The sequence below is a fragment of the Roseovarius sp. S88 genome (assembly GCF_037023735.1).
GTDB classification, from domain to species: domain Bacteria; phylum Pseudomonadota; class Alphaproteobacteria; order Rhodobacterales; family Rhodobacteraceae; genus Roseovarius; species Roseovarius phycicola.
On record NZ_CP146069.1, the window covers coordinates 604,815 to 629,038 of the forward strand.

Sequence of the window (24,224 nt, forward strand, 5' to 3'; positions counted from 1 at the left end):
CTATCTTTTGGGAAATCCAGTCGCTGGGAGAAAGCGCAATGACCGATCAGTCCCGTTCTTCGTTGATGACGCGCCGTGCCGTGCTTGGCCTCGGGGCTTTGGGCGCGGTTGGCGTGGCTGCAGGCGGATGGGTGATGCTGTCTCGTCCCAGCTTTGCAGGACAAGCCTTGAGCGTAAGCGAGGCGCACAAGTCGGCGACGGGCGGTCAGATTTTTCTGATCGACATCCGGCGACCGGATGAATGGCAAAAAACGGGTGTCGGCGAAGGCGCGCATCCCATTGATATGCGGCGCAAGGATTTCGTTTCGGCACTGGATCAAGTGACGGGCGGCGACAAAGCCGCTCCTGTGGCCCTCATTTGCGCGCGCGGGGTACGCTCGGCGCGGATGAGCAACATGCTGACAGAGGCCGGGTACACCAACATCATCGATGTGCCCGAAGGGATGCTTGGATCTTCCGCTGGTCCGGGCTGGCTTCAAACCGGATTACCGGTTCGTGACGTCGAAGGCTGACAGAATGCGCGCGACATGTGCAGGCGCCGCGCTGGCGTTGACAGTGATGGCAGGCATGGCGCAGGCCTCCTGTGGTCCTGAATCCGGGGCTTGCGAAATTCAAAGTGGCACCTATCACATCAAACTGCCCGAAACGCCCGGAGATGATATGCCGGTTGTGGTGTTCCTGCATGGCTTCGGTGGAAGCGGGCAGGCCGCGATATCGCGGGATATCATGGTCGAACCGCTACGCGCGCGCGGCTATGCGGTGATTGCCCCCAATGGGGTTCCGCGCGCCGAAGGTCGTCCGGCGAGCTGGACATTCTATCCCGGCTGGCCAGGGCGGGATGAAACGGCCTTTCTCAAAGATGTGGTGGCCGATGCCGCAGACCGGTTTGGCACGAGTGCGGACACCGTTTTGCTCTCTGGCTTTTCCGCTGGTGGTTTCATGGTGAACTACCTGGCCTGCGATGCTCCGGATACCTTTAGTGCCTATGCGCCTGTCTCAGGTGGGTTCTGGCGGCCGCATCCCGTGGAATGTAATGGGCCGGTCAGGCTTTTGCATACCCATGGCTGGGCGGATGGCACGGTGCCGTTGGAAGGCCGCAAGCTGGCTGGTGGGCGGTTCCAGCAGGGCGATATTTTTGCCGGGCTTGAGATTTGGCGCGCGGCGAATGAATGCAGCGATGAAAAGCCCACAGGTTTTGGCAAAACCGGCAATTTCATGCGCCGTGTTTGGGGTAACTGTGCCGATGGAGGAGCGCTGGAAATGGCGCTTTTCCCCGGAGGGCACACGGTGCCCGAAGGTTGGGCTGATCTGGCGCTCGATTGGTTCGAAGGGTTGAACTAAGCCTTATTCAGCCGCGGTAGGTTGGGCGTCACCATCTAGTGTGGATTTCAGTTCTTTGCGGTAGTGCCGGGCGGCACGTGTGACCTGTGGTTCGCGCCACATTTCGCGCGTGCCCATCAGCTTGGCGACAAGGCCACGGAGTGACACGCCGCTCAGCGCAGACAGCGGAACGGCCAAGGCCAGGCTCACGGCGATGGGCAGAAGCCACAAGGACACCAGGCCAGCCGCCATGCCAGCGATCAAGGCAATGCCACTGATGGTTTCAAGCGCGTGGCAGATGATAAGTGTCCGCAGACCGTAGCGACCGCCATCGCGGAGTTGCGGTGTCCAGCCTTTCTGAATGCCAAACATGGTGCGAAAGACGGCGATCATCTGCTGCACCATAAGGATCGGGGCATAAGCCACGGACAGGATCAATTCTGAGAAAAACGACAGCACGAAGCGGCCCGGCCCGCCATAATCGGCAAACCGCGTACGGGTGAGCGGAATGGCGACGATACCCATGAGCTTGGGTGCAAGCAGCAGCGAGTACATAAGCGCGATGATCAGCACATGCCGCCCTTCGGTCATCTCTGGCCAGGTGGGCATCAGCGGATTGTCTGGCGAGAAATAGGTGAGCACGGAGGCATCCCGGCCCTGACCCATCAGCGCCCACATCACCAGCAGGGCAAACCATATGGGCGAGGCCAGATAGCTCATGGCACCGTGGAACATGTGAAAGCGCGAGGCCGGGCGCAAACCGCGCGTGGCCAGCAAACGCAGGTGTTGCAAGTTGCCCTGGCACCAGCGGCGGTCGCGCAGGATGTGGTCGATGAGTGTTGGCGGGGTTTCTTCGTAAGAGCCGCGAATACGCGGCAGCACACGCACGCTCCACCCGGCGCGGCGTAGAAGGCCTGCTTCGACGAAGTCGTGGCTCATAATGAGCTTGTCTTCGCGCCCAGTGAGGGAGCGCATGAGCGGAAGGCCCGCCGAAGAGGCGAAAGCACGCGTGCGGATGATGGCGTTGTGGCCCCAGTAGTTGCCCTCTTGCCCGGTCCAACGTGCCAGACCTTCCGACAGGGCAGTGCCGTAGACGCCATTGGCAAACTGCTGCATCCGGGAGAACACGGTCTGCGCGCCAATCAGCTGTGGGCAGCTTTGGATGAGACCCGCGCCGGGATCACTTGCCATGGCATCAGAAAGCCGCGCGATTGCCCGCCCGGTCATCAAGCTATCGGCATCCAGCACCAGCATGGCAGGCCAGTCGCCACCCCAGCGCGTGATCCAATCGGCGATATTTCCAACCTTGCGCCCGGTGTTGGTTTCACGGCGGCGGTAGTAGATTTTGAGACCCGGCGAGAGCGTTTCTCGCAATGCGCGAATGCTCTCTTGCTCGGCGCTGGCAATGTCGGGGTCTTGCGTGTCGCTGAGGATGAACATCGTATAATCATGCCGTCCCCCATGGGACCGAAGCTCTTCGAGCATGGAGCGCGCATTGCCCAGAACATACCACGGCACCTCGTTATAGACGGGCATCAAAAGCGCCACTTTCATGCGCTGGCTTGTCTGCATGCGCGGTGGGGTGCGTGTGAGGGATCCAAGGCCCAGGGCCACGGTACTGACCGTGAGGCAGAGCCAGAAAAAATTAAACGCCATGAGCGACAGAAGAATGCCTTCCACGGCGTTGAGCCCGTCCATGCCGAACCAGCTCCACATGAACCAGCCAAAGCCGAAGGTCGCAAGGATGGCGGGGATGAACACGATGGCGCGCCATAGCGCCGTCTTGTTGTCTGACCGCAATTCCGGGGCCTTTGGGTCTGCGTAGGACACGTCAAAATTCTGCGCAGGCATCTCAAGAGGTGCCTCAGGGGGCATGATATGCAGGCCTTGCGTCATACCGTCCACCGATAGAGCCACACCTCAGAGGCCATTTCGCCATCTTTGCGCAGTTGCGCGCGCAATTCGATGTGACGCCGCTCACCGGGGTCAAAGGAGAACGCAAGTCGCAGACCACCCGTGGCCGGGTTGCGCTGCAGCACGCCTTCGCTGGTTTCCACATGGGGCGAGTAGGTGTGAATGTCGAGAGCCTCGGGTCCGTCGTCAAATAGCGGGCTGTCCTCAAAATCGATGACGACCACACGGCCCTCACCAAAGAGCCTCCGACCCATAGCGGTGTTCAGTACCTTGGGCAGCTTTTTCTCAATCGGCGCGTCCACACCCCAGGTCAGACGATAAGAGAGATCAACCTGCGCACCGGCCTGCATAGGCTCGGATGGACGCCAGTAGGCGACGATATTGTCGTAAATTTCTTCTGCAGTGGGGATCTCGACCAGAGTCACCGCGCCTTTGCCCCAATCGCCTTTGGGTTCAACCCAAAGCCCGGGGCGGTTGTGATAAAGCGCCTCAAGGTCGGCATAGTCTTCCAACTCGCGTGCCCGCTGCATCAGGCCGAAACCACGCGGGTTGGTGTCCACAAAGCTCGAAATCTGAAGCTGTACCGGATTGGCCAGCGGGCGCCAGATCACCTCGCCATTGCCGTTCCACATCATGAGCCCGTCATTGTCATGCACAGCAGGGCGGAAATCATCAAAGCGATTGCGGTTGGTCTCATCAAAGAGGAACATCGAGGTGAGCGGCCCGATGCCCACGTTATCCAACTCGACGCGCGGGAAGAGCGTTGCGTCAACCTCCATCACGCAGTCAGGACCAGGCGTGATGTCGAACCGGTAGGCACCTGTCACACTTGGGCTGTCCATCAAGGCATGCAAAACCATGTTCTTTTGGTCCGATCCCGGGGCCTCCAACCAGAACTTGACGAAATCAGGGAATTCTTCGCCTTCGGGCGCGCCGGTGCGCAAAGCCAATCCACGGCCCGAAAGGCCGTAGGTTTGACCGATACCGATGGCGCGGAAATAGCTGGCACCCTGGAACACGCAAAATTCCGTCTTGTACTCCGGATGCCCAAGGTCGGTACGCAAGCGCAGGCCGGAATAGCCCAGCGTGCCGGCAGTTTTGACGAGATCGGGGACAAGTTTGCCCTTGTTGAAATTGTCGAGCGTGAAGGGCACTGGTTCGGCCATGTCATTCTCGACCGAATAGACCTTGGTCGCGCGCGGGAAATAGAGACCTGGCGCAAAAAAATCGACCTCGTAGGACCGGTCGGTGCCTGCCCAAAGGGCGTTTTCACGCGGGAAGCGAATGTCGCGGTACTGGTCGTAGGTCAGGTTCTGCCAGTCCTCGGGCACCATGTTGCGCGGTTTGTAGTCGCGCGTGGCCAGGTCACGGGCCAACTCGATCACCATATCGCGCGAAAACGCCGCGGCCCCACTCGCCAAGGATGGCAAGGGCAGCATTCCGGGGATCAGGGCCGAAGCCGCGGCACCACCCAAAAGCGCGCGGCGTGTCATGGATGCGGAGGTGTTTGAACGGCTCATGCCTGACCTCCGGCGGTGTGCTTTGGTTTCCAAGGTGAGGATTTGAACCAGCCTGCAACATAGGCGCAAACAACGAGCAAAGCGAAGCCCACAAAATTCACCAATGCATTGGTCCATGGGTCGCGCACGAACCGGTCGCCCACAAGCGTTGATGTCTCGTCCAGCCACACGCCGAGGAACCGGGCCAGAAGCATGGAGAAAACAAAGACCGCGAGTGATTGCTGCCCTACTTTCATGATGATGTTGTTTACCACCCAGGACCATGCGCGCCCGATTTTGAGGTATTTGCCACCTTCGCCCACAGCCGCCCAGGCCAGATAGCCAAGCGCCAGCATGTGCAGATATCGAAAGAGGCCGAAATCTGTTTTGCTGCGCAGAGGTGCCATGTCACGGAAGGTCTGGCGCTGCCAACTGCGGATGGTGTCGTTCCACCATTCTGACTGCCAGTCATAGCTGCGCATACCGACAGAGGAGAAAACGAACGAAAAGATCACAAAGGCCAGAGCAAGACCGATAAGCCATTTGTTCACCGGCGGGCGCGGAATCCACCCGATCATAAGGGCAAAGCCGGTAAAGAAACACAGTTGCCAGCCAAAGGGGTTAAAGAACCAGGGGCGGGTGTCTTTGCCTTCGGGGAACCAATATTGCGCAGGCAATTGCAGCGGCGTGATGTCGGCGTCGGTGAAAAGCTCGCCCAATTCCATATTGGCAAAGCCCCAGAGCACGAAACAGGCTCCGAGTGCTACAAACGGATGGATCCTCGAAAGGGCCATCACCAGCGGGATCATAGCGAGGATCACCATATACATCGGTAGGATGTCGAAATAGTTGGGCACATAGGTCAACGTCATCAGGCCGATGAGATTGCCCTCGATATTGTTCAGAAACGGCCCAAGATTGAGCTGGTCCGTGTAGCTGCGCAGGGTAAAGCCCATATGCGCAAGCCCCAACATGCACATCGTGGTGATCAGGAAGAGACCGATATGCGCCCAATAGACCTGCCAGGTGCGGAAGGCGATGCGCGCTGACCCCATGCCCAGGCCCTGAGTTTGGAAGAGTTTGCCAAAGGCGATGGCCGACGCCATGCCCGAGCAGAAGACGAACATTTCAGTCGCATCGGAAAAGCCCCACCGGGCTGGGATCCAGCGTGTCCAGAGATTGCCGGGCGTATGCGCCAGCAGGATAATGAACATCGCGATGCCACGGAAGAAATCCAGCCGCGGATCGCGCACCGTCGCCTTGGGCAACGCCGGGGCTTCCTTACGTTCCGTGGTCGGTCCATAATCTGATGATGGCGATATTGTCGCCATGGGCTTAGTCTTTCTTTTCAGTAGGCAGGCGTTTTAGGCGTTACTCGGCGGGAACAGAAGCGGCGCTGTAGTCTCCACGACCCGTGGCGATCAGAGTACGGCGGGCGGCGGTGTATCCATCCTCACGACTGGCGCGTTTGGTCTGGCGTTCATCCAGGATGGCTTCGGCCTGATCCAAGAGGCCAGCGCGAATTCCGGCGTCGATTGTCATGCGTTCGAACACATCGCGCTGGGCGTGGCTGCCGCCGGCGAGCTGCATCCCGCCTCGGGCTTGCGCCAGTTTGTGAAAAGCCTCGGTGTAGCGCGCTTCGCCAAAGGCTTCGAGCCCTTCGGCGGCGGCCACACCCGGATCGCTCATCCGGCTACCCATTTCGCAGTTCGATTTGGCGTCACGTGCAATACGCTGAAGCATTTTGGCTGTGGCATCCGGTTTGCGGTCACCCGTCAGCGCCAGCATGTAGTGCAGGTCGGCAAAGATCAAACAGCCGTCTTCGGTGCGCGCAGCACTCAATTCAGCCAGCTCATCCCAGCGACGTCCGACATCCACGCCGTCGAGTTCTAGCCGCATCAAGAGCGACGTGGCGTTGGAAATGTCGCGGTAGTCGTCGGTCTGATCCTTGCGAATTTCGGTGTCGTACAGGTCAAGGACTTGGTCCATTTGGCCCAGGTCGAGATGCATGAGCGCTTTGTGCCACCACACGTGATAGCGGAAATTGTTGCAATGCGCCCAGGCACTTTCGCGGCCCGACAACCATTCCAGACCCTTGCGGGCATTGGCCGTCATGTCATGCACATGCGCAACGGCATGCAGGCCCCAGGCATCATCGGGCGCCATCCAAAGCGCCTGACGCCCAGCGATTTCTGCCTTTTCGTACTCCCCGGTTTCCTCAAGAGCGAAAGAATGGCATCCAAGCAGATAACCGCGTCCTTTGTGGTCTGGACCGTAGGCTGGCATGATGCGCTCAATAGACTCCCGCATCCCTGTGGCATCGCCCAAAACAAAGCGGATCGCATGGCTCAGCTTCATGGCAAGCGCGTCTTCGGGGTGGTCGCGCAAGATGTCTTCAAGTTTAGCAATTGCACCGCTGGGCTGGCCATCCAGCCAGACGCCAAGCGCCTCGACATAACGTTGCTCGCGTGGGGTGATGTGACCCTCGGCGGCGGAGGATTTTGCCTCTGCATATGCGTCATGAGCAGTCTGCAGCACTTCGCGGCGACCCAGCAGAATGTAGAACATACCCTTGACGGCGTGACCCAAAGCAAACCCTGGTTCGACCTCAAGCACATCGCCAAGATGTTTAGGCGTCACAGCGGCATGCGCCAGAAAGGCCAACAACGTGTCGTTCCAGGCGTCCAGTGCGCGCGGGCTTGTCAAAGTGGTCGGTTGACCGAAAACATCAAACTGCATCTTTACTTCCATTTCTGTCGCGGTCAGGTCCGCTGTCTGTGATTAACAAAGACATAGGGTGAGCGCATAACGGTATCGGCGCGTCTAACGAATTGGTGAAGTCATGTGTGAGGTTTCGTTATGATAGTTGCGGAAAACTGCCGACAAACGCACGCGCATAAGTAGAAACCATGAGAAAGTTCAACAGTTTGCTTGATTTTGCGAGGTGCGGGTAATGGCAATAATGCTGCACTGCAACAATTGATTCGCAGCAACTGCGCTGAATCTGCTGTGGTAAGGGTGCTCAAAATCTCGCATTGCGCCTAAGATTCAGGCATATCGAGGATGAAGATCAGAGTCGACCGTCGTACCCACCTGGTTCGATTTCGGCGGCGATCACAGTGAATCGATCTGCTGTCATTGCGCTTTGCAAGGCAGCGCGCAGCTCTGGGCGCGATGTTACCGTGTGACCATACCCTCCAAAAGCCCGGCCCATGGCTGCAAAATCATGCCGCGCAAAATCCACGCCCTTATTGGCAAGCTGCCTTTGGCGTTGTTTCAATTCGATCAGCGCAAGGCTGGCATCCACAAACACCAAAAAGATCGGGTTCACGCCCATTTCCGCCGCGGTGGCAAGTTCACCAGCCACCATTAGGAACCCCGCATCACCCGAAAAGCTGATGACCGGGCGACCCGGTTCTGCGAGTTTGAGTCCCATGGCCATCGGGACTGCACAGCCCATGGTGCAGAGCGCTGAGGATTGGATGAGGCCACGTGGTTCGTCGCAGCGCCACATCTGGCTTAGAAGGATGCGATGCGCACCACTATCGGCCGTGGCCAGCGTCGTCATTGGCAGAACGGCGCGGGTCTCGGCGATGATGCCGGCGGGACCCCAGTCTTCGTCTTTTCGAAAGGCTTCGGAAAGAGCGTTTTGAACGGCCTGCGGTTCGCCGCCTGGCCAGGTCGCGCGGGTCGGTGTTGTGTTTGCCAGCATTTCCAGCGTTTCGCAGGTATCGGCGACAAAGTTCAGCGTTGCCTGATGCATGTAGTGGGTGTTGGGTGCCGCCGCGATGTCGATCACCATCTGCCGGGAAGGATCAAACGCGTCACGCCATCCTACACGCATTTCGATCGGGTCGTACCCGATACACAACACCAGATCGGCCTGTGCCACGAGCGGAAGAAGATGCTTGTCAGCCAATGGCGAAAGCCCCGCACCACCCAAACAAAGCGGATGATCCTCTGGAAGAATGCCTTTGGCCTTGTAGGTGGTGATGAATGGGATGTTGAACTGTTCCAAAAAGGCACGCAGCACGGTTTGCGCGTCTTCGTAGAGCACATCCAGGCCCACAATGGCGATGGGCCGGTTAGTTTTGGCCAATGCCTCACGTGCTTTGGCAGCACCGCCGCCGCTCGGCGCAACTCTGCTGGCCGTAGGACGGTAAGGACGTGCGATATCGTTTGGCGCGGGCGCATCTGCCACGCTGATCGGAACATCGATATGCACCGGACCACAGCGCGGTTCGGTCGCAATCGCCACAGCTTTGTCAGCGATAATGCCAGCCCCTGCGGCGGTAAGGCGAAAGCTCTCCTTGGTGATCGGGCGCAGCACCTGTTGGTGGTCCAGCACCTGATGCGTATAGGTCAACGCTTCATCTGCATCGACACAGCCCGTCAACACGATCATCGGCACGCGGTCCTGCTCGGCATTCGCGATAACGTTGACGCCGTTCATTGCTCCGGGGCCGACCGTGGCCACCAGGATGGCCGGGGCTCCGTCGCGGTGATGGACGCCCTCGGCCATAAAGCCACCGGCGTTTTCGTGTTTGATCAGGTGGAAGGCGATGCCTGCCTTTTCCAGCGCATCCACCAACGTCAGCACTTCACCGCCCGGCATCCCGAACGCGTGGCGACAGCCCGCATCGTAGAGCCGCTCGGCCAAGACATCGGCGGCGCGTTTGGTCTTCGTGGTCATGCAAAGTCCTCGGACAGTCTGTTTGTCCCGACATTGCTGGGAATGTGGTTAGAGGCAAGTCTCTTCACGCCACTGTTATCCGCAAGTAGCCCTATTGTGTAGCCTCAGCCGCAATACTGGCAAAGATTGCGTCCAGCTCAGTCGCAAGACGTGTCAGAGTGTCGCCACCGTCTTCGAGATAGGGGGCAAAAACAAAGCCGGGCCGCTTGTAAGAGAGGGTCGCGGTGCCATCTTCGTTCTCCGTGACATAGAGCCGGATTGGTGCTTCGATCATCGCAGCGGTCGATGTTGCGAGAACCTTGACCGCAAAGTCGTTGTTAAACGCCCCGATGACCAGATTGCCCGGGATCTTGATGCCACGGCTTGCAGCAGCCTTGGTTGGCCCGGCCTGCGTGACGACGATAAGCCCGTTTGACTTCACCGCCGCGCGTGTGTCGCTCACCAGATCGCCATAAGCCTTGGACGTCGGAAATACCTCGAACCCGGTTTGCGCTGACATATCTGCGGCAAGGGCACGCCCGGCAAAAAGCATGACAAGCAGACATGACATCATCAATTTGGAAAGCATAGTCGTCCCCCGAAACACGTGTTTGAGGTCTAATACGTGATTTAGCCACCTGTTGAGGTCACGTTTCGTTGTATGGCGCTAAATCGCCCATACGAAACGAAAAAAGGCCCCAAATTGGGGCCTTTTTTATGGTTTGCCGGGATCGATTAGCCCTTCGCGATCATCTCCGCCGATTTCACGATGACTTCAGCTTGCTTGATCGAGGCAATATCAATCAGGCGGCCTTTGTACGTGGTGGCTCCAAGACCCTTGGCTTTGGCGTCTTCCATGGCGGCGAGGATTTCACGCGCCTCATTGACCGACTCCTCGGACGGCGTGAAAATCGCATTACACGCGTCTACCTGATTTGGGTGAATGGCCCATTTGCCCACCATACCCAGCGTCAGCGAACGCAGCGCCTGCGCCTTGAAGCCCTCAGGATCAGAGAAATCACCGAAAGGCCCGTCCACCGGTAAAAGACCGTGCGTCCTACAGGCCGCGACGATATTGGCGGTGGCCCAGTGCCATGGGTCGCCCCAGTAGTTCTCACCATTGCGGTGCATGTAATAGTTTTCCTGCGTGCCGCCGATGCCGGTGGTCTGCATGCCCATATAGGCCGCGAAATCCGCCGCACCGAGGCTCATCGCCTGCATGCGCGGGCTACCCTTGGCGATGTCTTCGACATGCGCGATGCCCATGGCGGTTTCGATGATGCACTCGAACGCAAGGCGTTTCTTGTGGCCCATCGCGATCTCAATTGAGCTGACCAGAGCGTCAACGGCATAGATGTCATCACCCGATCCAGCTTTGGGGATCATGATCATGTCGAGGCGACCATTGGTCTGTTCCAGCAGATCGACAACGTCTTTGTACCAGTATTGGGTATCCAGCCCGTTGATCCGCACGCTGAGGGTTTTGTTGCCCCAGTCGATGTCATTGATCGCTTCAATGGCATTTTTGCGGGCGATATCCTTGTCCGAAGGCGCAACCGCATCTTCGAGGTCCAGGTTGATCACGTCTGCCTTGGACGCTGCCATTTTCTCAAACAGGGCGGGGTTGGATGCCGGACCAAACAGCTGACAGCGATTGGGACGGGGCGGTGCAGGCGGTTGTGGACGAAAACTCATTTTGAGACCTCTTTGTTTAAATCTTGCCGAAAGGCGCTGCGCGACAGCTATAAAATTGCGTGCAGGCGCGCAAGACGCTGTGGACATTTGGCGCTTTCCATCAGTTTGGGATTAATCCTTCGAATTTTATCCGCATATTTGATGAAAAATTCGAATAAATTTTCGAAATAAACAGCATACCGCCGTATATTCACGATGAAATCGCATGGCTTTCGAAGCAAACTGCCGCAAAACTGATTCCTGGGTGGGAGACGCGCCATGATTGAAACACCGTATCTTTTGTTCCTTGGGGACGCCCCTGACATGCTGGCAGCCAAAGTGGCCATTGGCATTCGCGATTGGCGTCCGGATCACGCTTTGGGTCAGATTCGTCTACCCGGATGCGGTGCCGATCTTGGATTGAAGGACCTCACCTTGGCCGAGGCCCAGGCTGCAGGTGCGAAAACGTTGGTTATCGGTGTGGCCAACCGCGGTGGCGTGATCAGCCAGGCCTGGAAAGAGGTGCTCATCGAGGCGCTTGAGATGGGTTATGACTTGGCCTCGGGCCTGCATAACCTGTTGCGGGACGAGGGCGATCTGGTGGCGGCTGCACAAACCTATGGCGGCACGCTGCATGATGTTCGCGTACCCACTGTGGGTTATCCCATTGCCAATGGGGTGAAACGCAGCGGCAAACGCTGTCTCGCCGTGGGCACCGATTGCTCTGTCGGCAAAATGTACACCGCCATGGCGATGGAACGCGACATGGTCGCGCGCGGCATGAAGGCCACGTTCCGGGCGACCGGTCAGACGGGCATCCTGATCACCGGGCACGGCGTGCCGCTCGATGCCGTTGTCGCCGATTTCATGGCGGGGTCTATCGAATACCTGACTCCAGACAATGAAGACGACCATTGGGATCTGATCGAAGGGCAGGGCAGCCTTTTCCACGTCTCCTATTCCGGCGTGACCATGGCCTTGATCCATGGAGGTCAGCCTGATGCGTTGATCCTCTGTCATGAGCCAACCCGCGCTCATATGCGGGGCCTGCCGGATTACACCCTGCCGAGCCTGGAACGCCTGCGTGATACCGCGTTGCCACTGGCGCAGGTGGCCAACCCGGCCTGTCGGGTGGTGGGCGTTTCGGTCAACACTCAGCATATGAGCGAAGCGGATGCCAATTCCTATCTGGCCGAGGTGGAGGGCGATCTTGGGTTGCCCGCGACCGATCCCTATCGCTTTGGGTCTGACAAGCTGGTGGATGCGCTGGCCGCGCTGTAACTTGCCGCGTGCATATGATCCCTGTCGGATGCCTCCGGCGGGGATATTTTGAGCAAAGAGAAAGGGCAGAGCCGTGCAGGTTTCCGTGACACGCGACGTCTTCAAATTGGCGCAGGTGTTTACCATCTCGCGCGGCTCACGCACTGAGGCCAAGGTGCTTACCGTGCGGATCGAAAAAGACGGCGTTGCGGGATGGGGCGAATGTGTGCCCTATGCGCGGTATGATGAAACGCCTGAGAGCGTGACGGCAGAGATCGAAGGCCTGCCCGCGGAGTTTGACCGTGCCGGTCTCTATGATTTGCTGCCAGCCGGAGCTGCGCGCAATGCGGTGGATTGTGCGCTGTGGGATCTGGAGGCGAAGGCGTCAGGTCGTCGTGTCTGGGAACTGGCTGGTCTGCCAAAGCCTGGACCAGAAATCACCGCCTACACGCTCTCGCTCGACACACCCGAAAAGATGCAGGCGCAGGCCGCAGAGCACGCGCATCGCCCTTTGCTGAAGATTAAGCTGGGCACACCTGATGACATGCCCCGGCTGGAGGCCGTGCGCGCCGGTGCCCCCAAGGCGCGCATCATCGTGGATGCCAATGAAGGTTGGAGTGCTGCGGTTTATGCCGATCTTGCGCCGCATCTGGTGCGTCTGGGCGTTGATCTCGTGGAGCAACCTTTGCCTGCCGGAGAGGACGACGCGCTCATTGCTATAAAACGTCCCGTGCCGGTTTGCGCGGACGAGAGCTGCCATGACCGCGCCAGCCTGCCCAAGCTGAAGGGCAAGTATGACGTGGTGAACATCAAGCTCGACAAGACCGGTGGCCTGACCGAGGCACTGGCGTTGAGAGATGCAGCACGCGCCGAAGGCTATGAGGTCATGGTCGGCTGCATGGTTGGCTCAAGCCTTGCCATGGCCCCTGCCACCCTGGTGGCACAAGGGGCGATGGTCACTGACCTTGACGGCCCGCTGCTTCTGGCCGAAGACCGGAATACGCCTTTGATTTTTGACACCGCCGGGGTGCATCCACCATCGGCAAAGCTATGGGGTTAAGCGCATGAGAACCGTTTACGTGAATGGAGACTACCTGCCCGAGGATGAGGCGAAGGTGTCGATCTTTGATCGTGCCTTTCTTATGGGCGATGGGGTCTATGAGGTGACGTCCGTCTTGGGCGGCAAGTTGATTGACTTTGACGGTCACCGCGCGCGGCTGGAGCGGTCCCTGGATGAACTGGATATGCCGCATCCCTCAGTGATGGATGATCTTCTGGACATCCACCGTGAACTGGTGCGCGCAAATGAGATCACCGACGGTCTGGTTTACCTACAAATCACCCGCGGCGCGCCGGGCGACCGGGACTTTGCCTTCCCGGATCGCGACACGCCGCCAACGGTGGTTCTGTTCACCCAAAACAAGCCCGGCCTCGCCGACAGCCCGGTTGCCAAGCAGGGCCTCAAGATCGCCAGCATCGAAGACCTCCGCTGGGGCCGTCGCGACATCAAGACAACGCAGCTTCTCTATCCCTCGATGGGCAAGATGATGGCCAAGAAAGCCGGGTGCGATGATGCCTGGATGGTGCAGGACGGCCATGTGACCGAGGGCACATCGAACAACGCTTACATCGTCAAGGGCAACAAGATCATCACGCGTGCTTTGTCCAATGACATTCTGCATGGCATCACCCGGGCCGCCGTGTTGCGCTTTGCCGAAGAGGCACAGATGCAGGTGGAAGAGCGCAACTTTACCATTGAAGAAGCCAAGGACGCCGATGAGGCCTTTGTCACCTCGGCCAGCGCATTTGTGATGCCCGTGGTCGAGATTGACGGTGCCTCCATTGGCAGCGGCGCGCCGGGCACTCTGGTGACACGGTTGCGCGAGATTTACCTGGAAGAAAGCCTGAAAGTCGCGATCTGAAAACTGTTGCCAGAATTCTCTCCTGTGGCAGAGTGAACGCTGCGAGGGAGAGGTGCGATGAAATTCAGTATTCAGTTATCGGCGGATTACCCGAATAAAACCTACGGCGGTGACCGGGTCTATGCCGACATGCTCGATCAGGCACAGCTGGCCGACAGGCTGGGCTTTGATGCGGTCTCGCTGACTGAACATCACCTGATGAATTGCCTGATGATGCCCGCCCCCTTGCAGTTTGCGGTACACATCGCCGGGCAAACTCAGCGGATCCGGATCATGACTTCGGTCGTCGTCCTGCCCCTGCATGACATGCGGTCCTATGCGGGCGAAGTGGTGGTCGCCGATATCTTCACCGAAGGGCGACTGATGCTGGGTGTTGGCCGGGGCGCGTTCCGCTATGAGATGGAGCGTTTGGGCGTGCCGATGGACGAAACCCGCGCCCGGTTCGATGAATCGCTCGACGTGCTGCAGGCGCTTTTGACCGAGGAAGAGGTGAGTTGGAACGGCGAATACTATCAGTTTGATCCACTCACCATCATGCCGCGCCCGGTGCGCCCCATTCAGATGATGATGGCCGTGATGAACCCCGAAGGCATCTATCACTGCACCAAGCGCGGTTTTCATATCCAGACGACGCCACTTTCCGGCAATCATCAGCTTTTGATCGATCAGGTGAGCGCCTTCACCCGAGCCAAGGAGGAGATGGGGGCGCAGGGCACCGGGCTGACGCTCAGCCTCTCCCGCGTGGCGCATCTGGCGCCGAATGAGATAGAGAAGCAGCGCAAGATTGAAGCGGCACACCACTATTACGGCCGTTTTGACAATGTCTTCACCGGGCCGGGCACAGTGCAGAACGGCATGATCGAGGAACTGCCCTGCGCCACGCCGATGGACGAGCTGGGCGAGAGCCTGCTGATTTGCACCCCGCAAGAGATGATCGACAAGCTCGCTCCCTATGCCGAACTGGGTGTGGACCGGGTTATCCTCAACGTGAATTTCGGGCTGGCAGCCCAGGACACATTGGACACGATCCAGATGTTTGCCGAAGAGGTCATGCCCGCCTTTGAAGCACAGGTGGCCGCAGAATGACGGACGTGATCGACTGCGAATTCAGCGTTGAGGGCGCAGGCCCGCCGCTCTTTCTCATCCACGGCATTGGCGCGGCACGGGACACTTGGCGCAAGGCGCTGCCGGTTCTGACGCCGCATTTCACCGTTGTGACCTATGATCTGCGCGGACACGGGGCCTCGCCTTTGCCAAAGGGCGAATTTGGCCTCGACGAACTGGTGAATGACCTCGAACGCGTCCGCGAACGCACCGGGTTTGAGACAGCGCATTTCGCCGGCCACTCGCTGGGCGGCATGATTGGCCCGGCCTATGCGCGGCGGTTTCCTGAGCGCGTCTTGTCTTTGGGACTATTCTCCACCGCAGCTTTCCGCACCCAGGATGACTGCACCAAGGTCTGGGCTGTGGTCAAGGCCATGGAGGAAAAGGGCATCCCGCAGGTTCTGGGCACCCTGACGGACCGCTGGTTCACTGACGGGTTTATCGCGGAGCACGGCGATGTGGTAGAACGCCGTCTGGCGCAAGTGATCGGCACAAATGCAGAGGTTTTCCTCAATGTCTTCCGCATCTATGCGGGTACCGAAATGTCCCCCTGGCTGCACGAGGTGATGGCGCCCTCTCTGGTGCTGACGGGAGAAAACGACGGCGGCTGCAACCCGCGCCTGAACCGGTTAATCGACGCGGCCCTGCCGCATTCAATGCTGGTGATTTTGGAGGGATACAAGCATTCGTTGCTGCTCGAAGCAGGCGATGTTGTCGCGCGGCACATCGTGGAGTTTGTGCAGAGGTTGGAGGCGTAGGCCGGGATTTCATCCCGGCATTTTCGAGCGGCGGATTGGCGGGGTGAAACCCCGCCCTACTGCGACTAAATTCTTTTGGCTATGTTGTTGTTAAAGTATTGGGGGTCATGGCTGACTTCTTCTGTGAACCACTCGGGTTTTTCAAACTCAGTTTCTTCTGAAGGAAGTTCTACTTCCGCTATGCAAAGATCAATTTGAGGAAAAACATCGACCTCGGCTACAAGTCCATCTCTAAGAGGATACAGGTATCGGTTTTTCTCAATAACTTTTGAGCACATGTCAGCAAGCAACTGCTCAGCATCTGGTATCGGAATTTCGTATTCATACTCGTTTCGGGATATCCCTGTAGTAACCCCTTTTATTGCAAGCGATGCGAAACCGTCCTCGACCCTCACCCTTACAACACCCGTTGGGGAAGACATGATATTTCCCTGTCTGATTTTGGAGTAATTGGTTTCCATAAGTTTCGAGAAGGTTGGATGTCTCGAGTTAACGAGAACTTTTCTTTCAATTTCTTTCGCCATATTTCTCCTTACACATGCGCTAGGGTGATACTTGAGTCTCAAGTTTTTACGAGGCTGCCGTTCTTTAAACCTCCGCCACAGCCTCCACAAACCGCGCAATCTCATCCTCGGTGTTATAGTAATGCACCGAAGCGCGGGCGAGGTAGTCAATCCCACGCGGACCCAGATCAAGCTGTGCGCTGGTGCGGTTTGAGACCGAGATATTCATGCCCTGCGCGTGCAGCTTGGCGGTGATCTTCTGCGGCGTCATGCCGTCCTTGGTAAACGTCACGATCCCGCATTTGCGGGTGCCAAGGTCCTGCACGGTGACACCCGGGACTTCTGCCAATTGGTCGCGCAAGAGCGCACCCAGCTCCGTCACGCGGGTCTCGATCGCAGGCAGGCCCACAGACCGGGCATACTTTACCGCCGCGCCCAACCCAATCTGCCCCGCCACAAACCGTTCCCAGTTTTCAAAGCGCAGCGCATCTGGGGCCAGCTCATAGGTATCCGCACTCGTCCAGGTAGCCGAGAAGAGATCAATGAACGGCGGCTCAAGCTCCGCAATCAGCCCTTCACGCACATAAAGAAACCCTGTGCCGCGCGGCCCGCGCAGGTATTTGCGCCCCGTGCCCGAAAGCATGTCACAGCCCAGCTTTTCCACATCCAGATCAATCTGCCCCGCCGACTGACACGCATCGAGCAGGTAGTAGAGCCCATGCGCCTTTGCAATCTTGCCCACCTCTTCGGCCGGGTTCACCAACCCGCCCTGCGTCGGCACATGCGTCAGCGCAATAAGCCGCGTCTTGGGCCCAATAAGCCCCGCAATCGCATCCACATCCACCTGACCACTGGCATCCGACGGGATAAGGTCAATCTCAAGCCCCCGCCGCTTGGCCTGCAGCATAAGGCCCAGATAGTTCGATACATATTCCGATGCGTGCGTCAGAATGCGATCGCCGGGTTCCAGCGGCAGGCTGAAAAACGCCATGTCCCAGGCGCGCGTGGCATTCTCAATGAAGGCAATCTCGCCTGGCTTGGCATTCAGCAGACCGGCCATCTGCGCATAAAACGCAGCACACGCCTCTTTCGCGGCATCATGCGCCTCATACCCGCCAATCCGCGCCTCAAGCTCCAGATGCCCAATCAGCGCATCCTGTACCGGCAGAGGCATCAGCCCCGCACCGGCATTGTTGAAATGCAGCACGTCCTCACAGGCCGGCGTGTCGGCGCGCAGGCGGGCGATATCGAGGGTCATGCGCTAGTCCTTCTTGCCAACGTTCTCGGCAAACGCCTTGTCAAAGGCCTGTTTCTGATCCCCGGTGGCCTCGGTCTGGTAATTGGTTTTCCACTCCTCCATGGTCATTCCGTAAAAGGTCTCGCGCGCCTCGTCTTTTGACATCTCAATGCCACGCTCGTTTGCCGCTTCCTGATACCAGCGGCTCAGACAATTCCTGCAGAACCCGGCGAGGTTCATCATGTCGATATTCTGCACATCCGTGCGCTTTTCCATGAGGTGCGCGCGCAGGGTGCGAAAGGCAGCGGCCTCAAGTTCGATGCGGGTCTGGTCGTCCATGTCGGTCATCTCCTTCACTTAAAGCATACGCTTGATATAGGGCTGCTGAATGTCATCCAAACGCACCGTTAGGCTTCCGACATCCGCCAGATGCGCCTCCAACGTGCTCAGAATAAGCTGCGCCAGCTCCATGCGCACCTCATCGCTGCGCCCGGGCAAGAGTAAAAGCGTGGCATGGGCAAAGCTCTGCGGCTCTACCCCGATGCGGCTGGCATTGGCGGCAATCGTGCGTGTGCGCACGGTGTCAGGGGCGGTAATCGCAGGATGCGCCGCAAACTTGTCCCACAAGTCATCGCAAAGCGCCTGGAGATCGTGGCTGTCTTCCAGCCCTTTGGAATGTTCAATAATGATATGTGGCATGGCTGTTTCTCCTCGCGCGATTAGGGGCAAACCCACCTCTGTACGCAACCGAAATCTGCTTGTGCTGCCTGACTAAAGACCGGCACGTTCCGCCGCCGCTTCCAGCATCGGTGCAAGCCGGTTGGCCCAGGCGCCCTGATCCTCGGGCCTTTCAATGAGATCATTGCGCAACTCCAGAAGCGCGTTGGGCCGCTGAAATGCAATCGCGTGCCGGGCAATCGCATCGCCGGGCAGGTGACCCGAATAGGGCTCGTTGGCCCCTACACAGATATCTGGCTCGGCCTCCAGCTGGGCGATCAGAGGATCAGTGAGGCGTGTGTCAGCAGCAAATAGAACACCCACATGCCAGGGTCGGGGGTGTTGGCCGCGAAGCTGACGGGTGAAGCTATGAACAGCGACGATGATCGTGTCGTCCTGACGTGCTGCCAGCTCGGCCAGAGCTGTATGATAGGGGCGGTAACACCGATTGAGCCGCAGGTTCAGCTCGGTCTCGTCGATATGCCGGTTTGCGGGGATGATCGTGCCATCATAAAGCTTCATCACCAAGGTTGGATCGTCTTCGCCCCGGTTGGGATCAATGACCAGACGCGAGAAATTCGACGTGATGCAAGGCGCGCCAAGCGCCTCGGCTAGCGCAAGCGACACGCCAGCGGCACCGGGATCAAAGGCAATATGGCGACTCATATCCACGGCCGAGAGACCCAGTGTGCCATCGCCAACAAAGCTGGGTACGGTGTTGGTGGCATGATCGCAGGTCACGAGCCAGCGCGATGCGCGCTCTTCTCCGGTGATGTAATATGGGTGATACGTCATCGTGGTGTTGTGCCTCTGACCGACGCTCTAGACCAGAAGCGAAGGAAAGGGAATTGCACAAAAATGACGTGACATTGTTAGCGATAACGACATATAGAGACCCGCGCACTGGGACAGGAAACACATGAGACGCCACCGTAACGTGAAAATCGTGGCCACGCTGGGGCCAGCCTCGGAAACCTATGAGACCATCAAGGCACTGCATGAAGCCGGCGCAGATGTGTTTCGGCTTAATATGAGCCATGGCACACATGACTCGATCCGCGAAAAGCACGAGATCATCCGCAAGCTTGAGGCCGATCTGGACAGTCCGATTGCCATTCTTGCGGATCTTCAAGGGCCAAAACTGCGCGTGGGCGAGTTTGCCAATGGCGAAGAAGAGTTGGTCGAAGGCGCGTCGTTCCGCATGGATCTGGATGACAAACTCGGCACGGTTGACCGCGTAAACCTGCCGCATCCCGAGATTTTTCAGGCGCTGGAATCTGGTGCTGCGTTGCTGGTGAACGACGGCAAAATCCGGTTAAAGGTCAAATCCTGTGGACCCGACTTTGCAGATACCGAGGTGATCACGGGAGGCACGATTTCCGACCGCAAGGGCGTCAATGTGCCTGATGTGGTCCTGCCTCTGGCCGCTTTGACAGACAAGGATCGCGAAGACCTGGAATTTGCCTGTTCTTTGGGTGTCGATTGGCTCGCGCTCAGCTTTGTACAGCGGCCACGGGACGTGATCGAGGCCAGCGCACTGGTGCGTGACCGGGCGGCCATCATGGTGAAGATTGAAAAGCCAGCGGCGGTCACAGATTTTGACGCCATTCTCGAAGAAGTCGACGGCATCATGGTCGCGCGCGGCGACCTGGGTGTTGAACTGCCTGTTCAGAACGTCCCGCCTTTGCAAAAGCGCATGGTGCGCAAGTGTCGTGCGGCGGCCAAGCCCGTGATCGTTGCGACGCAAATGCTGGAATCCATGATCGAAAGCCCAATGCCGACGCGTGCCGAGGTCTCGGATGTGGCAACGGCGATCTACGAAGGCGCCGATGCGATCATGCTTTCGGCGGAATCAGCCGCCGGTGACTATCCGGTTGAGGCCGTCACAACGATGGACAACGTGGCACGTGAGGTTGAAAGCGATCCGACCTATCGCGAAGTGATCGAAGCCTCGCGCCGGGCCGAACGCATGTCTGTCGCGGATGGCATTGTCGCCGCAGCTCGTGAGATTGCGGAGACAACCGATATCAAGGTAATCTGCTGTTTCACCCAATCCGGGACAACTGCACTTCTGACTGCCCGAGAACGCCCGCGCGTGCCGATCATCGGCATGACCAATATGCGTGACACGGCGCGTCGTCTCGCACTGACCTGGGGCGTGAATTGCGTCATGACCCCACAACTCACGCGGTTCAAAATGGCGGTGGTTAATGCGGCCAAAGCCGCGCGCAATCTGGGCTATGCGGAAGAAAACGATCAGATCGTCGTGACGGCCGGTGTACCTTTCAACGTACCGGGTACAACAAACATCTTGCGCGTAGCCCCTTGTGAAGAAAGCTTAATTTATTCATCTGACCCTGAGTAAACTGCGCTATACTACCTTATCGAGTAGATAAGGAGGTTCAGCAAAGTGGATCCCGACCTGATTTTTACCCTCGGCGTTGTGTTGGGGGTCTTTTCCCTGCCGGCGATGTTTTCGGCTTTTTCAGAAAGACGCGCGCCGCGCGTGGCGGCCTTCACGGTTATTTTGGCAGGCATTATGATCTTGTGGGCGGTCCGCGAGAATCCGGGACGCTACTCATTCTGGGGTATTCCAGATACATTTGTGGAAGTGGTTGCGAAATACCTGACGTGATGGTGCCTTTTGTGCGGGTCTAAGGCCGTCGCGACCGTATTCAATTTGAATCCCTCTTGCCATGTGTGCCAACGCGGCCTATACGGCACGCTCAGTCGCGCGTCCGGCCAATGTGGCATGCCGAGTCGCGTAAATGATGACCGACCTTTGAAGGAGCCGGAAATGCCCAAGATGAAGACCAAGTCGAGCTGCAAAAAGCGGTTCAAGGTGACGGCCAATGGCAAGATCAAGACCGCGCAAGCGGGCAAGCGCCACGGCATGATCAAACGCACAAACAAGTTTATCCGCAACGCACGTGGCACCACAGTGATGAGCGAGGCAGACGCCAAGATCATCAGGCCCATGATGCCCTATTCGCGCTGAGGAGTTTGAGACATGTCGAGAGTTAAAGGTGGAACCGTCACCCACGCCCGTCACAAGAAAGTCGTCAAGGCCGCCAAAGGCTATTACGGCCGTCGTAAGAACACCTTCAAGGTGGCACGTCAGGCCGTCGACAAAGCCAATCAATATGCGACACGCGACCGCAAGAACCGCAAACGGAATTTCCGCGCATTGTGGATCCAGCGGATCAACGCCGCCGTGCGCGCCCATGACGAAGCACTGACATACAGCCGCTTTATCAACGGCCTTACGCTGGCCGGTGTCGAAGTGGACCGCAAGGTTCTGGCTGATTTGGCCGTGCATGAACCAGCGGCCTTTGCGGCCATTGTAGATCAGGCAAAAGGTGCTCTGGCCCAATAAACGCCAGTCGCACGAGGGACAATGAAGACGCCGTTGGTTAACGCCAACGGCGTTTTTGCTTTGATCGGGTTTTAACCCAGTTCACAGAATCCAAAATGCTGCCCCATTTTCATCGCATTTGCGTGCCAATGGTTAATTTGCGCTCGGAAAACAGAGCGTCGAGCAAGCAAATGGGTGCGAAAAAATGGTTAGAACTATCGTTCAAACTGACCGCGAAGAGGGCAAGCTGAGTGAAAAGGCCCTGCGCCTTTTGGCAGCACATGACCGTGAGGTCGAAAATCGCCAGGCAAAAGAGGCGGCTCCGGCCAACGCTTGACCTGCTAACTCCTCTCTGGCGTCACGGACTGTGCTGTCCTAACATTTTGCCAGGATGGATCACAAAGAATTTGTAAATCACATGTCGGGCGACGTCCTGGCACAGCTCAACCAGCTGGATGATGATGCAGGGCTGCGTCATCTTTCTTTGCATTTTGGGCTGATCATTTTCCTTGCCCTTTGGATCGCGATTGATTTGCCGCTTTGGGGACTGATGATCGCCCCGCTTGGGATCGCGATCTGTTTTCTCTTCACGCTTCAGCACGAGTGCACGCACAAGACCCCTTTCGCGACGCCCTGGCTGAACGAATGGGTCGGGCGCATATCAGGCCTATTGATTTTGCAGCCCTTTGAGTGGTTCCGGTACTTCCACCTGGCGCATCACAAATACACCAATGATCCCGAAAAAGACCCCGAGCTGTTGTCCGGGGCCAAGCCGGAAACGTGGCAGGCATATCTTTGGCACATAAGTGGCTTGCCGTTTTGGTGGGCCATGGCGACACAGATCGCAAAGAATGCCGTGGGTCAGGATTTCGGCCCTTACATTCCGGAACGCGCCAAGCCGCGCATTGTGCGCGAAGCGCGCTGGATGCTGGTCATCTATGCTGTGGCCGGTGTCAGCCTGTTTTTCACACCGCTTTTATTGTGGATCTGGGTCCTGCCCTGTCTTTTGGGGCAGCCGTTCCTGAGGCTTTACCTTCTGGCCGAGCATGGCCGCTGTGCCTTTGTCGCGGATATGTTTCAAAACACACGCACGACCTACACGAACCGCATCATCCGCTTTCTGGCGTGGAACATGCCTTACCATACTGAGCACCACAGTCTGCCACAGGTGCCGTTTCACAAGCTGCCTGAGTTACATGATCATATGGAAGGGCATCATCGGGTGACGTCTGATGGATACTCGGCATTTACGCGCGAGTACACGCAAGCCTTGCGCTAGAGGCTCGCATCATGACGTCCCGCAAATTCTCAGATGAACTGATCGCACGCATGCCAGATGGGATGACCATGCCGCCGTTTTTGGTTCAGGTGATGGACTGGCTAGAGGCGCAGGGCGGTCGGCAAACCGAATGGGACGGTCAGGCGCTGGACTTCGACCGGCAATCTCTGGCGCTCTATCCTATTGCAGAGTGGGGCAAACCGGGCACAAGCCTTGCGGCCTTTGGCGATTACGGACGTTTTTCTCTCAAAGGGGCACCACCCCCTGTCGCAGACGAAGACAAACGCGTGTTCCTGTTCTTGCGCACAGGCGGAGACGGCTCTTATGCTGGGTTCTGGCTGGATGAGAGTGGCCAACAATGGATTGTGCATTACGGATCAGGGTCCGGCTCGGATTGGTGGGGTGTGATCTCTGATGATCCTGTGGACCTCTTAAAGCTTATCGCGATTGGCTATGACGAGCCTGCGTTTCGGGAAATGCACGGTAAAACCGTCCAGGAAGCCGCTTTGGACAGCACCGGTGTCGATAGCCTTTATGAGCTGGCGCACATCATGGCCGAAGCACAGAGCGCAGGCATTGAAGACCCCGAAGACTTCCACCGCTCCAAGGAAACGCTGGCCAAAGAGTTCGCAGCCAAGCTGGAACGTGGGGATCCAATTGCCGGGGACTTGGGACAACCTCATCCGCCTTTGGCGTTTCAAAACTTCCTGAAATCTGAGTTTGGGATCGAGACGCCTAAACGCGCATCAGATGTCCTAACGCTCTTGCCAGAAGAGGAAGACCCGTTTGCCCAGTGGCTGCAAGAAACACAGCCGCCGCCAAGCCCAGAAGAGCTTGCGCGGATTGAAGAGATGGCGCGGGAGGCCAAGAAACTCGGGGCAGAGTTCAACAGGGACATCACTGGAGAACAACGGTCCCTAACGGATCGTCTCAAAGGCTGGTTCCGACGATAACCCAACGCTGGCTTGCGCTGAGCCGTTAAGCGGGGTAACTCCACCTCACCAAAATTC

At 58.0% G+C, this 24,224-nt stretch carries 26 protein-coding genes; 14 read left to right on the top strand and 12 right to left on the bottom strand.

Features of this window, described 5'->3' with window-relative positions; all coding sequences use genetic code 11:
• Window positions 1-38 precede the first annotated feature (38 nt).
• Both RZ517_RS03015 and RZ517_RS03020 read left to right on the top strand, forming a co-directional pair.
• Window positions 39-512: a rhodanese-like domain-containing protein gene (locus RZ517_RS03015; RefSeq protein WP_338550005.1), complete on the top strand. Its 474-nt coding sequence runs from the start codon at window positions 39-41 to the stop codon at window positions 510-512.
• Window positions 513-516: 4 nt separating this feature from the next.
• Window positions 517-1,341, top strand: a complete 825-nt coding sequence (locus tag RZ517_RS03020; protein ID WP_338550006.1) for an alpha/beta hydrolase family esterase — start codon at window positions 517-519, stop codon at window positions 1,339-1,341.
• A gap of 3 nt (window positions 1,342-1,344) precedes the next feature.
• Here RZ517_RS03020 and mdoH read toward each other — a convergent pair whose 3' ends face one another.
• The 7 genes from mdoH to RZ517_RS03055 all read right to left on the bottom strand — a co-directional run bounded on the left by mdoH (window position 1,345) and on the right by RZ517_RS03055 (window position 11,100).
• Window positions 1,345-3,216: a glucans biosynthesis glucosyltransferase MdoH gene (mdoH, locus tag RZ517_RS03025; RefSeq protein WP_338550007.1), complete on the bottom strand. Its 1,872-nt coding sequence runs from the start codon at window positions 3,214-3,216 to the stop codon at window positions 1,345-1,347.
• Window positions 3,213-4,754 carry a glucan biosynthesis protein gene (locus RZ517_RS03030; protein ID WP_422395557.1) on the bottom strand — a complete coding sequence of 514 codons (1,542 nt, stop codon included), beginning with the start codon at window positions 4,752-4,754 and terminating at the stop codon, window positions 3,213-3,215. The genes mdoH and RZ517_RS03030 overlap by 4 nt, the downstream gene beginning before the upstream one ends.
• Window positions 4,751-6,064, bottom strand: coding sequence for an OpgC family protein (locus tag RZ517_RS03035; RefSeq protein WP_338550008.1), 1,314 nt, complete (start codon window positions 6,062-6,064; stop codon window positions 4,751-4,753). The genes RZ517_RS03030 and RZ517_RS03035 overlap by 4 nt, the downstream gene beginning before the upstream one ends.
• 40 nt (window positions 6,065-6,104) lie before the next feature.
• On the bottom strand, window positions 6,105-7,472 hold the full coding sequence (locus RZ517_RS03040) for a tetratricopeptide repeat protein (protein WP_338550009.1): 1,368 nt from the start codon (window positions 7,470-7,472) through the stop codon (window positions 6,105-6,107).
• 331 nt (window positions 7,473-7,803) lie between these two features.
• A complete protein-coding gene (locus tag RZ517_RS03045; protein WP_338550010.1) occupies window positions 7,804-9,426 on the bottom strand; it encodes a thiamine pyrophosphate-binding protein in 1,623 nt (540 codons plus the stop codon).
• A gap of 91 nt (window positions 9,427-9,517) precedes the next feature.
• The gene (locus tag RZ517_RS03050; protein WP_338550011.1) at window positions 9,518-9,994 is read right to left on the bottom strand and encodes a DUF302 domain-containing protein; all 477 of its coding nucleotides are present in this window, start codon (window positions 9,992-9,994) and stop codon (window positions 9,518-9,520) included.
• Window positions 9,995-10,140: 146 nt separating this feature from the next.
• Window positions 10,141-11,100: an HpcH/HpaI aldolase/citrate lyase family protein gene (locus RZ517_RS03055; RefSeq protein WP_338550012.1), complete on the bottom strand. Its 960-nt coding sequence runs from the start codon at window positions 11,098-11,100 to the stop codon at window positions 10,141-10,143.
• 258 nt (window positions 11,101-11,358) lie between these two features.
• Between RZ517_RS03055 and dgcN the strand changes: the two genes are divergently transcribed.
• The 5 genes from dgcN (at window position 11,359) to RZ517_RS03080 (ending at window position 16,123) form a co-directional block, all read left to right on the top strand.
• The gene (dgcN, locus tag RZ517_RS03060) at window positions 11,359-12,360 is read left to right on the top strand and encodes an N-acetyltransferase DgcN (protein WP_338550013.1); all 1,002 of its coding nucleotides are present in this window, start codon (window positions 11,359-11,361) and stop codon (window positions 12,358-12,360) included.
• Between the two features lie 73 nt (window positions 12,361-12,433).
• Complete coding sequence (gene dgcA, locus RZ517_RS03065) at window positions 12,434-13,399, top strand: N-acetyl-D-Glu racemase DgcA (protein WP_338550014.1); 966 nt, start codon at window positions 12,434-12,436, stop codon at window positions 13,397-13,399.
• A gap of 4 nt (window positions 13,400-13,403) precedes the next feature.
• On the top strand, window positions 13,404-14,261 hold the full coding sequence (locus RZ517_RS03070; protein ID WP_338550015.1) for a D-amino-acid transaminase: 858 nt from the start codon (window positions 13,404-13,406) through the stop codon (window positions 14,259-14,261).
• 57 nt (window positions 14,262-14,318) lie between these two features.
• Window positions 14,319-15,347 (top strand): LLM class flavin-dependent oxidoreductase, encoded by a 1,029-nt coding sequence (locus tag RZ517_RS03075; RefSeq protein ID WP_338550016.1) that lies wholly within the window; start codon window positions 14,319-14,321, stop codon window positions 15,345-15,347.
• Window positions 15,344-16,123: an alpha/beta fold hydrolase gene (locus RZ517_RS03080; RefSeq protein ID WP_338550017.1), complete on the top strand. Its 780-nt coding sequence runs from the start codon at window positions 15,344-15,346 to the stop codon at window positions 16,121-16,123. Before RZ517_RS03075 ends, RZ517_RS03080 begins: the two co-directional genes overlap by 4 nt.
• Window positions 16,124-16,188: 65 nt before the next feature.
• On the opposite strand, the gene RZ517_RS03085 is transcribed toward RZ517_RS03080, so the two are convergent.
• The 5 genes from RZ517_RS03085 to RZ517_RS03105 form a co-directional block, all read right to left on the bottom strand.
• On the bottom strand, window positions 16,189-16,647 hold the full coding sequence (locus tag RZ517_RS03085; RefSeq protein WP_338550018.1) for a CYTH domain-containing protein: 459 nt from the start codon (window positions 16,645-16,647) through the stop codon (window positions 16,189-16,191).
• 64 nt (window positions 16,648-16,711) lie between these two features.
• A complete protein-coding gene (locus RZ517_RS03090; protein ID WP_338550019.1) occupies window positions 16,712-17,884 on the bottom strand; it encodes an aminotransferase class V-fold PLP-dependent enzyme in 1,173 nt (390 codons plus the stop codon).
• 3 nt (window positions 17,885-17,887) lie between these two features.
• On the bottom strand, window positions 17,888-18,202 hold the full coding sequence (locus RZ517_RS03095; RefSeq protein WP_338550020.1) for a DUF1244 domain-containing protein: 315 nt from the start codon (window positions 18,200-18,202) through the stop codon (window positions 17,888-17,890).
• Window positions 18,203-18,220: 18 nt separating this feature from the next.
• Entirely contained in the window at window positions 18,221-18,562 is a 342-nt protein-coding gene (locus RZ517_RS03100; RefSeq protein WP_338550021.1) for a 5-carboxymethyl-2-hydroxymuconate isomerase, read from the bottom strand.
• Window positions 18,563-18,634: 72 nt separating this feature from the next.
• Window positions 18,635-19,375, bottom strand: a complete 741-nt coding sequence (locus RZ517_RS03105) for an N-formylglutamate amidohydrolase (RefSeq protein WP_338550022.1) — start codon at window positions 19,373-19,375, stop codon at window positions 18,635-18,637.
• A gap of 124 nt (window positions 19,376-19,499) precedes the next feature.
• Here RZ517_RS03105 and pyk point away from each other — a divergent pair, with 124 nt between their 5' ends.
• The 7 genes from pyk (at window position 19,500) to RZ517_RS03140 (ending at window position 24,167) form a co-directional block, all read left to right on the top strand.
• Window positions 19,500-20,945 carry a pyruvate kinase gene (gene pyk / locus RZ517_RS03110; protein ID WP_338550023.1) on the top strand — a complete coding sequence of 482 codons (1,446 nt, stop codon included), beginning with the start codon at window positions 19,500-19,502 and terminating at the stop codon, window positions 20,943-20,945.
• A gap of 45 nt (window positions 20,946-20,990) precedes the next feature.
• The gene (locus RZ517_RS03115) at window positions 20,991-21,215 is read left to right on the top strand and encodes a hypothetical protein (protein WP_338550024.1); all 225 of its coding nucleotides are present in this window, start codon (window positions 20,991-20,993) and stop codon (window positions 21,213-21,215) included.
• Window positions 21,216-21,377: 162 nt separating this feature from the next.
• Window positions 21,378-21,578 (top strand): 50S ribosomal protein L35, encoded by a 201-nt coding sequence (rpmI, locus tag RZ517_RS03120; RefSeq protein WP_338550025.1) that lies wholly within the window; start codon window positions 21,378-21,380, stop codon window positions 21,576-21,578.
• A gap of 12 nt (window positions 21,579-21,590) precedes the next feature.
• A complete protein-coding gene (gene rplT, locus RZ517_RS03125) occupies window positions 21,591-21,956 on the top strand; it encodes a 50S ribosomal protein L20 (protein WP_338550026.1) in 366 nt (121 codons plus the stop codon).
• Window positions 21,957-22,140: 184 nt separating this feature from the next.
• Window positions 22,141-22,272, top strand: a complete 132-nt coding sequence (locus RZ517_RS03130) for a hypothetical protein (protein WP_338550027.1) — start codon at window positions 22,141-22,143, stop codon at window positions 22,270-22,272.
• Between the two features lie 81 nt (window positions 22,273-22,353).
• Complete coding sequence (locus RZ517_RS03135; protein ID WP_338550028.1) at window positions 22,354-23,214, top strand: fatty acid desaturase; 861 nt, start codon at window positions 22,354-22,356, stop codon at window positions 23,212-23,214.
• An 11-nt stretch (window positions 23,215-23,225) separates the two neighbouring features.
• Window positions 23,226-24,167 carry a hypothetical protein gene (locus RZ517_RS03140; RefSeq protein WP_338550029.1) on the top strand — a complete coding sequence of 314 codons (942 nt, stop codon included), beginning with the start codon at window positions 23,226-23,228 and terminating at the stop codon, window positions 24,165-24,167.
• Window positions 24,168-24,224 lie beyond the last annotated feature (57 nt).